This is a genomic window from Halorubrum tibetense (genome assembly GCF_042661865.1).
In the GTDB taxonomy this organism is placed as follows: domain Archaea; phylum Halobacteriota; class Halobacteria; order Halobacteriales; family Haloferacaceae; genus Halorubrum; species Halorubrum tibetense.
This window is the reverse complement of sequence record NZ_JBHSWW010000390.1, coordinates 1-1,775: the sequence shown is the minus strand read 5'-3', so window position 1 is coordinate 1,775 and position 1,775 is coordinate 1. Positions and strand designations below refer to the sequence as shown.

General features: G+C 71.0%; 2 protein-coding genes. One reads left to right on the top strand and one right to left on the bottom strand.

All coding sequences use genetic code 11. The features are described from left to right. Positions 1–1,168: M28 family peptidase (locus ACFQEU_RS15420; protein ID WP_379783595.1), on the top strand; the 1,168-nt coding region annotated here is incomplete at its 5' end. 330 nt (positions 1,169–1,498) lie between these two features. On the opposite strand, the gene ACFQEU_RS15415 is transcribed toward ACFQEU_RS15420, so the two are convergent. Continuing rightward, positions 1,499–1,775: PfkB family carbohydrate kinase (locus tag ACFQEU_RS15415; protein ID WP_379783593.1), on the bottom strand; the 277-nt coding region annotated here is incomplete at its 5' end.

The following is a 1,775-nucleotide window of genomic DNA, read 5'->3' as shown; positions in this document are numbered from 1 at the left end:
CGACCGCCACCACGACGGGAGCCACGAGGTCATCGCGCTCCCGGGCACGCCGGCGGGCGAGGTCACGGCCCCGCTCGTCGATGTCGGTGACGGCACCTACGAGGCGTTCGAGGCGGCCGGCGACGCGCTGGAGGGTGCGGTCGTGATGGCCAGCTCGAACACGCCCGAGAGCCACGACCGCTGGCTCCACCGAATGGAGAAGTACGTCAACGCGGCCGAACGCGGCGCGGTCGGCTTCGTCTTCCGGAACCACATCGAAGGGTCACTCCCACCGACCGGCGAGATCGGCTACCACAACCGCCCCGGCCCGATCCCCGCCGTCGGCGTGAGCAAGGAGGTCGGGGAGCGGCTGGCTCGACTGGCCGCGGACGCGAACGCGAGCGTGGACGACGACGGATCCCCCGACACTGACGACCCCGCCCGACCCGAGGTGACGATCGAGGTCGACTGCCGCAACGAGCCGACGACCTCGGTGAACGCGGTGGCCGACGTGGGCCCCGACACGGACGAGGCGGTCCTGCTCACCGCCCACGTCGACGCCCACGACGTGAGCGACGGTGCCAACGACAACGGCGCGGGATCGGCGCTCGTCGCCGAGGTGGGCCGGCTGCTCTCCACCGTCGCCGACGACCTCGACACCCGGGTCCGGCTCGTCACCTTCGGCTCCGAGGAGATCGGTCTCTGGGGCGCGTACCACACCGCGGAGACCACCCCACACGACGAGATCGCCTGTGTCGTCAACCTCGACGGGGCCTGTTCCTCTCGGGACCTCCGCGTCGGGACGAACGGGTTCGAGGGGATGGCGGCGACGTTTGAGGCGGCAGCCGACGGGTTCGCCACGCCCCTGGAGACGGGCGACATGATCTCGCCGCACGGCGACCAGTGGGCGTTCGTACAGGAGGGGATCCCGGCCGTCATGGCGTCGACCGCCTCGGACGGCTCGGGCCGCGGCTGGGGACACACCCACGCCGACACCCTCGACAAGCTCGACCCTCGCGACCTGCGCGAGGTCGCGACGCTGGTCGCGGAGGCGACGTACCGGCTCGCGACCGACGCGGCCGACGGCCCGACGATCGACCGTCGTTCACGGGAGGCGATCCGCGACGCCATCGACGAGGGGTACGAGCGAGAGCTCCGAACCGGTGGGCGGTGGCCCTACGACGGGTAACCGCGTCGCTGGCGGGGTGTCGAATCGGAGGAGAACCGTCGGGACCGCAGAACGAGCACGACCGAGATCGACGCTCTGTGGGGAGCAGCAGCCCCGGCGAGCGTCGCTCGTTTTCATGCGGGCAGAACCGGTTCCGAGTGGGGTCATCGCGCCGTGTCGCGGCGGCGCGGTCGGAACGTCGACGTTGCTGCCCGGCGGGTAGATCAACGATCGAGATACAAAAAATAACCGCTCGTACCGGTGGGAGACACACCGCTGCGGCGGGTGACGCACGCGGTCCGCTTGGCCATGGTCGGTCCAGTCGGGATCCGTGCGCCTACCCCGCCCGGATCAGTCGCCGCGTCGTTTGCGGAACCGGTCGACCGCTTCCCGGGTCGGGAGCGCGGCCATCGCGCCTTTCGCCGTCGTCGACTGTGTCGACACCGCGTTCCCGAACCCGATCGGGGCTTCGATCGGTACCCCATCGGCCAGCGAGCGGATGGCTCCCGCGGTGAACGCGTCCCCCGCGCCCGTCGTGTCCACCGTGTCTGCGTCGTAGCCGGGGTGATCCACGACGAGCGTTTCACCCGTTGGGTTCCACGGCGCGGCGGGGGTCGCGTGTGCGACC